The following is an 8741-nucleotide window of genomic DNA, read 5'->3' on the forward strand; positions in this document are numbered from 1 at the left end:
AACGTCACTGCGTTGGACGGGATGCGCCCGGCGGCAGGGGTGACCGAATTGCCACCCGCCGACGGGTACGTGGCCACCGCCGCCCATCCCGGACGCCCGGAGGTGCTCACCGCATGGATGGACGCCGCCGTCGTCGACGAGAACGACCCCGTCGCCACCGACGACGACCTCGACCTGTTCAACGAGCGCAACGGGCCGCCCTATTCGCCGGAGTTTCTCGCCCGGTACCGCAGCGCGCAGACCGCACGCAACCACGCCATCACCGACTGGGCCGAGACCGAGCTCAAACGCGTTCGCGCGGCGGGGTTTTCCGACCGGCCGTTTTCGGTGATGCGGACCTGGGCCGATCCTCGGATGGTCGACGCCAGCATCGAGCCCACCAAGCGGGCACCCAACATGTGCTACGCGGGCGCGCCGGCCAAGGCGAACCGCTCGGCGCACGGCATCGCGGCGGCCTGCACGCTGCGCAACTGGCTGGGCATGTGGAGCCTGCGGGTGGCCCAAACCCGCGCCGAACCGCACCTGGCCCGCATCGCCTGTCCCGCCCTGGTGATCAACGCCGAGGCCGACACCGGGGTGTTCCCCTCGGATGCCCAACGCATCTTCGACGCGCTCGCCGGCACCGACAAGACGCAGGCCTCGGTGGACACCGACCACTACTTCACCACCCCGGGCGCACGCACCGAGCAGGCCGACATCATCGCCCACTGGATCAACAAGCGGTGGCGCTGATCGCCGCGAACGGCCGGTGGCGACCCGCGGCGCCCGGCAGCGGGAGGCCACGAGCCCATGTCGTCAACCAACCGACTGGTTGTTAGCTTGGAAGGTACTTGGCCGAAACGGCGTCCTGCAGCAACGGAAGGCGACCAATGCCGATCGCGATAAATCCCGAGCATCAAGAGCTGGCCGATTCCGTGCGATCGCTGGTGGCGCGCGTTGCGCCGTCGGAGACGCTGCACGCGGCCATGGAGACTCCCCTCGAGAACCCTCCGCCGTACTGGCAGGCGGCGGCCGAGCAGGGACTGCAGGGCGTCCATCTGGCCGAGTCCGTCGGCGGCCAGGGCTTCGGCATCCTCGAATTGGCCATCGTGCTGGCCGAATTCGGTTACGGGGCGGTGCCTGGCCCGTTCGTGCCGTCGGCCATCGCCAGCGCCCTGATCTCCGCGCACGACCCGGACGCGAAGGTGCTCGCCGAGCTGGCGTCGGGCGCCGAGATCGCCTCCTTCGGACTGAGTTGCAGTGCGCTGACCGCCACCCGGCACGCCAATTCGCTGGTGATCCGCGGCGAAGTCCGCGCGGTGCCCGCGGCGGGGCAGGCCACGCTGCTGGTGCTGCCGGTCGCGATCGACAGCGGCGAGGCCTGGGTGGTGCTGCGCGCCGATGAGCTCGAGATCGAGCCGGTGAGGAGCCTCGATCCGCTACGACCCGTCGCCCACGTGCGAGCCAACGCCGTCGAGGTGGGTGAGGACGTCGTGCTGACGAACCTGAGCATGGCGACCGCGCACGCGCTGATGACGACGCTGCTGTCCGCCGAGGCCATCGGTGTGGCGCGCTGGGCGACCGACACCGCCTCGCACTACGCCAAGATCCGCGAGCAGTTCGGCCGGCCGATCGGCCAGTTCCAGGCCATCAAGCACAAGTGCGCCGAGATGATCGCCGACACCGAGCGGGCCACCGCGGCCGTCTGGGATGCCGCCCGCGCGATCGATGAAGCCCGCGAAAATGATTGGGACACAGCGGGTTCGCATGTCGAGTTCGCCGCCGCCGTGGCGGCGACGCTGGCGCCGGCGGCCGCCCAGCGCTGCGCGCAGGACTGCATCCAGGTGCACGGCGGGATCGGCTTCACCTGGGAGCACGACACCAACGTCTACTACCGCCGGGCCTTGCTGCTGGCCGCCTCCTTCGGCCGCAGTGCGGACTACCCGCAGAAGGTGGTCGACACGGCCACCACCACCGGGATGCGGGCGGTGGACATCGATCTCGATCCCGACACCGAGAAGCTGCGGGCGGAAATTCGCGCGGAAGTCGCCGCGCTCAAGGAGATCGAGCGTGAGCAACGCAAGGTCGCCATCGCCGAGGGTGGTTGGGTGCTGCCCTATCTACCGAGGCCATGGGGGCGGGGTGCCGGCCCGGTGGAGCAGATCATCATCGCCCAGGAATTCGCCGCCGGGCGGGTCAAGCGGCCGCAGACCGGGATCGCGACCTGGATCGTGCCGTCGATCGTGGCGTTCGGCACCGAGGAGCAAAAGCAACGGTTCCTGCCGCCGACCTTGCGCGGCGAAATGATCTGGTGTCAGCTGTTTTCCGAACCGGGCGCCGGATCGGATCTGGCCGGCCTCACCACCAAGGCCACCCGCACCGACGGCGGCTGGCGCATCACCGGCCAGAAGATCTGGACCACCGCCGCGCAGTTCTCCCAGTGGGGCGCGCTGTTGGCCAGGACGGACCCCAGCGCCCCGAAACACGCCGGCATCACCTACTTCCTGCTGGACATGAAAAGCGAAGGCGTCGATGTCAAGCCGCTGCGCGAGCTCACCGGCAACGCCATGTTCAACACCGTCTACATCGACGACGTGTTCGTGCCCGACGAGTGTGTGCTCGGTGAGGTCAACCGGGGCTGGGAGGTCAGCCGCAACACGCTGACCGCGGAGCGAGTGTCGATCGGGTCCAGCGAGGCCAACTTCCTGGCCACGCTGGCCCAGTTCGTCGAGTTCGTCCGCGACGGCCACTTCGACCAGATCGCCCAGCATCGCGCCGGCCAGTTGATCGCCGAGGGCCACGCGGCCAAGGTGCTCAACCTGCGCTCGACGCTGCTGACGCTCGCCGGCGGGGACGCGATGCCGTCGGCAGCGATCTCCAAGTTGCTGTCGATGCGCACCGGCCAGGGCTATGCCGAATTCGCGGTCTCGTCGTTCGGCACCGATGCCGCGATCGGTGACCCCAACGAATTGCCCGGCAAGTGGGGCGAATACCTGTTGGCCAGCCGCGCCACTACGATCTACGGCGGCACCTCCGAGGTGCAGCTGAACATCATCGCCGAACGGTTGCTGGGCCTCCCCCGCGACCCGTAAGCCGTCGCGAAAGTGCCCCCAAACAGGGCCATGCCGACCTGACGAAGTCAGGCCGGCATGGGTCCCCCCATACGCGGTCGGCCATCCCGAGGGTTGGCGTGTCGGCGACGGCCGCTTACCGCGCGGAGATGGTGGTCACCACCACCAGTTCCACCAGTGCTGGGGGCCCCAGTAGCCACGGCCCCAGTTGCCGTGGCCCCAGTTGCCGTGCCCCCAGTTGCCATTTCCCCGACCATCATGGCCGCCCCATCCGCGACCGCCGGGGCGATCGGGGATGAAGCCCGGTCCGCTGTGCGGCCCGGCACTGGCGAAGCTGGTGGTGGCTGCGGGCGCAGGAGCGGCCGCAGCCATGGGGGCGCCGCCGATAAGCAGCGCGCCGGCCACAGCCCCGGCACCTATGACACCTGCGGCCGCGCCGCGTAATGATCGCCCGAAGATCATTAGAGTCATTCCTTCCAACCACTTGCTATCGATAACAAAAACGTTAGTGGGACATTTCTGAGCAAACAAGTGCAATTCGCTTTTTGGATTGTGAATTAGACAACAACGACGTCGCACCGGCGCGAATACTGGCGCCTATTTCCGATGCGAATTTATGCAATTCAGTTCGTCATAAATACTGATGCCGGCGCCACACCATCCCGGTTTTCCCAGCTCAACGGCAATCTACTGAATTACTGGCTCACCGAACGCGTATCTACTGACGTCCGCTTTCACGCATTATCGCATTCGCTGATTCCGCGCCCTTCCCGTCAAATTTGTCCACGCCATTCAGCATCACACGCAACCGGGTTACATGCAGACAGCTACATTTATCCATTTGCGAGAGAATCTGCGGAACGGGCCGGCGTGCGCGGCACGCAACTGCGGTTCGACGCGCCCGGCGGCCGACCGGCCCCCGGGCGGCCCGGCGACGCGACTTACGCTGGCCTCGGTGACAGAATCAGTATTGACACAACGGCACCGAGCGCTGATTTACTGATTGGCACTCACGGAGGAAGACACCGAAGTGAACTTCAACAGCAGCCACAGCGGACCCAGCGTCGGAGCCTTTCGCGCCCCCAACTCGGCCGGCGGCCCGTCGGGAGACGCCGCGCCGACCGAACGCCTCACCAGCCTCGGGCAACCGGGCGGCCACCGCATCGCCGCCCAGCCGGCCGCCCAGCCGGGTCGCACCCAGCGGACGCGTCGCACCGTGGACCTGCCGGCGGCCACGCACCGGGCGCTCGACATCTGGCAGCGGGAGGCGGCCGACCGGCTGGGGGTCGCCCGGGTGACCGGCCAGGAAGTCCTCACCGCGCTCATTGACCAGCTCCTGGTCGATCCGAAGCTCACAGCGCAGATCACCCGCGCCATCAAAGACCGCCGCTGACTCGCTTGGCGCCAGCCGTACCGGGCTAGTCGACGTCCATTTCGCGCAGCTCGCGCTTGAGGATCTTTCCGGTCGGGTTGCGCGGCAGTTCGTCGAGGAAGACCACCTCACGCGGCACCTTGTAGCGGGCCAGGTGGTCGCGCACATAGTGCTTGACGGTGTCCTCGTCGAGGTCGGCGCCGTCCTTCTTCACCACGAAGGCGCGCAGCCGGTGGCCCCATTCCTTGTCCTCGACGCCGATCGCGGTCGCCTCCACGACGTCCGGATGCCCGGTGATGAGGTCCTCGACCTCGGCCGGGAAGACGTTCTCGCCGCCGGAGACGATCATCTCGTCGTCACGCCCGCTGATGTAGAGCAGGCCGTTCTCGTCGAAGTAGCCGACGTCTCCCGACGACAACAGGCCGTCGATGACCTGCTTCTTGCCGCCCCCGGTGTAACCCTCGAACGGGAAGGCGTTGCCGACGAAGATGCGCCCGACGTCGCCCTGCGGCAGCTCCTTGCCGTTGTCGTCGAAGATCTTGACCTTCACACCCTTGACGACCGGCCCGACCGTCGACGAGTTGAATTCCAGGTGCTTGGGCTCGGCGATGGTGGCGAAGGCGATCTCGGTGGAGCCGTACATGTTGTAGATGACCGGGCCCAGGTCCTTCAGGCCCCGCTCGGCCAGGTCGGCTCCCAGCGCCGATCCCGATACGAACACGATCTTCAGGCTGGACAGGTCCGGCTTCTTGTCCATCTTCTCGATCGTGTCGAGAATCCGCGACAACATCACCGGGACGACGACCATCGCGGTCACCTTGTACTTCTCGATGTCTTCCAGCACGTGTGGCGGCTTGAACTTCCGGCGTAGCACCAGCGTCGAGCCCAAGAACATCGCGATCGTGCCATGCAGGAATCCCAGCGCGTGGAACATCGGCGCGGGCAGCGAGGTCACCTCGTTGGCCTTGAACGGGACATGCGACAGGATGCCGCCGATGGGCGCCAGCGTCGGCGGGGTGCTGCGGTTCGCGCCCTTCGGGGTGCCGGTGGTGCCGCTGGTCAGGATGATGATCGACGAGTGCTTGCTCGCCTTGGGCGCGGGCTTCTTGTCGCTGCGCTCGATCAGGTCGGCCAGCGTCTCGTCCTCGCTGCCCGACGACTCGTCGCTGTCGGGGTTGGTCCCGAGCGCCCGCAGCTTGCCCAGCTCCGGCGACGCCTTGCTGACCGCCTTGGTGTACTCGTCGTCGTAGATGACCAGCTTGGCGCCCTCCCGCTCGGACACCTCCTTGATCTGCGGTCCGGAGAACTCGCTGTTGAGCAGGATGATGCGGGCGCCCACCCGGGCGGCGCCGAAGTAGGCGATCAGGAACCAACGCGTGTTGCGGGCCAGGATGGCGACGCCGTCGCCGCCCTTGACACCCTTGTCGATCAGCCCGTTGGCGACCGCGTGCGCGGCGTCGTCCAGCTCCTTGTAGGTGAATTCACCCTCTTCGTCGATGCACGCCGCGCGGTCGGGATGGCGCCTGGCGTTGAGCGCCGGCAACATGCCGAACTCGCCCCACTTGTAGATGTCGGCGGCCATCGCCGCGTAGTTCTGCGGCGGCTCGATCCGGAAGGCACCCGATTCGAAGATTTTGCGCACGTAGTGCAGTTCGGCCGAGCCGCGTTCGACGTATTGCTGAACTTTCGCGGCGGCCTGACCGGGGAGGCCGAGGAGGTTAGGCATGGAATCCACCTTATGTGACGTCCGTCTCAGTACGGCCAGAAATTCTGGCGAATTAGCATGAACCGCATGACCCGTCCGGTTTCGCTGGAGGTGGCCGGGCGCCAGGTCACGATCACCCATCCGGACAAGGTGGTGTTCCCCCGCGCGAGCGGCCGCGAAACCACTGGATTCTCCGGCGGCCCGTACACCAAGCTCGACCTGGTCCGCTATTACCTGTCCGTCGCCGACGGCGCGCTGCGCGGTGTGGCCGGCCGCCCGATGATCCTGAAGCGCTTCGTCAAGGGCATCACGGAAGAAGCGGTGTTCCAGAAGCGCGCCCCGGCCAAACGGCCGGACTGGATCGACGTTGCCGAACTGCGTTACGCCCGAGGCACTTCCGCCGCCGAAGCGGTGATCCACGACGCCGCGGGGCTGGCCTGGGCCATCAACCTGGGCTGCGTCGACCTCAACCCGCACCCGGTGTTGGCCGACGACCTCGATCACCCCGACGAACTGCGGGTCGACCTGGATCCGATGCCCGGGGTCTCCTGGCGACGCATCGTGGACGTCGCGCTGGTGGCCCGCGAGGTGCTCGAGGACTACGGCCTGACCGCGTGGCCCAAGACCTCGGGGTCGCGCGGCTTTCACATCTATGCCCGCATCGCGCCGCGCTGGGAGTTTCGCCAGGTGCGGCTGGCCGCGCAGACCGTTGCCCGCGAAGTCGAGCGGCGCGTGCCCGAGGCGGCGACCAGCCGTTGGTGGAAGGAAGAACGCGAGGGCGTCTTCGTCGACTTCAACCAGAACGCCAAGGACCGCACGGTCGCGTCGGCCTACTCGGTGCGGGCGACGCCGGACGCGCGAGTCTCGACACCGCTGCACTGGGACGAGGTCGCCGGTTGCCGGCCCGAGGCGTTCACCATCGACACCGTGCCCGCCCGGTTCGCCGAACTGGGCGACCCCTGGGCCGGGATGGACGACGCCGTCGGCGCACTCGACCGGCTGCTGGTGCTGGCCGAGGAGATGGGGCCGCCCGAGCGCGCCCCGAGAGGGTCGGGCACGCGCGGCAAGGGCACCGGCGGCAGGCGGCAGTCGGCGATGCCGCTGATCGAGATCGCCCGCACCAAGACCAAGGACGAGGCGGTGGCGGCGCTGGACGTCTGGCGCGAGCGCTATCCCGCGGCGGCCGGCCGACTGCAGCCGATCGACGTCCTGGTCGACGGGATGCGCGGGCCCAGTTCGATCTGGTACCGGATCCGGATCAACCTGCAGCACGTTCCCGAAGACCAACGGCCTCCGCAGGAAGAGCTGATCGCCGACTACAGCCCTTGGAAAAAGGAGGGGCAGGGATACGGCGGCCGGCAGAAGCCGTCCTGACGCTAGATCCCGACCCGCGTGATCGCGTTGTGCTTGCGCAGGTAGCAGTACCAGGTGACGCCGAGCAGGGCGAGGAAGAACACGATGTAGAACCGCAGCGCCGGTTCGATGCTGCCGAACTCCGATTTCGACCACGCGTAGGCCAGCGGGACGACGAACCCGCCGAACGCGCCCACCGCCGAGATGACGCCCAGCGCACCGGCGGCCTGCCGGCGCATGCCCACCATGGTGTCGGGGTCGCCCCCGGCCAGCTCACCCTTGATCTTGAAGATCCGCGAGATCATCCGGTAGGTCGAACCGTTGCCGATGCCGGTGGCGACGAACAGGAACATGAAGCTGGCGAAGAAGGCCGGCAGGTTGACCGCGTTGACCGCCCACAGCGCGGCCGCCGCCCCGATCGCCAGCATCACGAAGCTGGCCGCGGTGATGCGGGCGCCGCCGATCCGGTCGGCCAGCTTGCCGCCGAGCGGCCGGATGACCGATCCGATGCCGGCACCCAGGAAGGCCCACGCCAGGGCGATGTCACCGCGCCCGAAAACCGTCTTGAGCAGGGTGGGGAAGGCGGCCGAGTAGCCGATGAACGAACCGAAGGTGCCGATGTACAGCAGCGACATGATCCAGGTGTCGGGGTGCCGCAACGACTCCAGCACGGGCTTCACGTCGGCCTTCGCCTCAGTGAGGTTGTTCATGAACAGGAAGGCGCAGATCGCGGCCACCACCGCGAGCGGCACGTAGAACAGTCCGGCGCGCGACAGCGCCATCCCGCCGCCGGCGATGACGATCGGCGGGATGATCTTCTGCACCACCGCCACCCCGATGTTGCCGCCGGCCGCGTTCAGGCCGAGCGCCCAGCCCTTGTCCTTCTCCGGGTAGAAGAACGAGATGTTGGCCATCGACGAGGCGAAGTTGCCGCCGCCGAACCCGGCGGTCGCGGCGATCGCCACCAGCGCGGCGAACGGGATGCCGGGATGGCTCACCGCCCAGGCCAGCAGCAGGCAGGGGATCAGCAGCAGCGCCGCCGAGATGGTCGTCCAGTTGCGACCGCCGAACAGCGGAACCGCGAAGGTGTAGGGCAGCCGCAGGAACGCCCCGACACCACTGGGCACGGCCACCAGGCACAGGGCCTGGCTGGCGGTCAGCGCCCACCCGGACGCGGCGGGGTGCCCGTGCGCCCCGGCCGTCATCTGCACCACCACGATGCTCCACAGCATCCACACGCTGAAGCCGACGTGCTCGGCGA

General features: G+C 67.8%; 6 protein-coding genes. 4 read left to right on the plus strand and 2 right to left on the minus strand.

Annotated features, from left to right (window positions below; genetic code table 11):
• The 3 genes from A9W96_RS16980 to A9W96_RS16990 form a co-directional block, all read left to right on the plus strand.
• Positions 1-732, plus strand: a 732-nt coding sequence (locus A9W96_RS16980; RefSeq protein WP_067141438.1) for an alpha/beta hydrolase, incomplete at its 5' end; no start/stop codon positions are given.
• A gap of 137 nt (positions 733-869) precedes the next feature.
• On the plus strand, positions 870-3071 hold the full coding sequence (locus A9W96_RS16985; protein ID WP_067141441.1) for an acyl-CoA dehydrogenase: 2202 nt from the start codon (positions 870-872) through the stop codon (positions 3069-3071).
• Positions 3072-4080: 1009 nt separating this feature from the next.
• Positions 4081-4443, plus strand: coding sequence for an ATPase (locus A9W96_RS16990; protein ID WP_066881377.1), 363 nt, complete (start codon positions 4081-4083; stop codon positions 4441-4443).
• 25 nt (positions 4444-4468) lie between these two features.
• On the opposite strand, the gene fadD2 is transcribed toward A9W96_RS16990, so the two are convergent.
• Positions 4469-6148 carry a long-chain-fatty-acid--CoA ligase FadD2 gene (gene fadD2, locus A9W96_RS16995; RefSeq protein ID WP_067141443.1) on the minus strand — a complete coding sequence of 560 codons (1680 nt, stop codon included), beginning with the start codon at positions 6146-6148 and terminating at the stop codon, positions 4469-4471.
• A gap of 57 nt (positions 6149-6205) precedes the next feature.
• Here fadD2 and A9W96_RS17000 point away from each other — a divergent pair, with 57 nt between their 5' ends.
• Positions 6206-7501 carry a DNA polymerase domain-containing protein gene (locus tag A9W96_RS17000; protein WP_067141447.1) on the plus strand — a complete coding sequence of 432 codons (1296 nt, stop codon included), beginning with the start codon at positions 6206-6208 and terminating at the stop codon, positions 7499-7501.
• 2 nt (positions 7502-7503) lie between these two features.
• On the opposite strand, the gene A9W96_RS17005 is transcribed toward A9W96_RS17000, so the two are convergent.
• A partial coding sequence (locus tag A9W96_RS17005; RefSeq protein ID WP_067141450.1) for a nitrate/nitrite transporter occupies positions 7504-8741 on the minus strand: 1238 nt, incomplete at its 5' end.

This window comes from Mycobacterium sp. 1245852.3 (assembly GCF_001669335.1).
Taxonomy (GTDB): Bacteria; Actinomycetota; Actinomycetes; order Mycobacteriales; family Mycobacteriaceae; genus Mycobacterium; species Mycobacterium europaeum_A.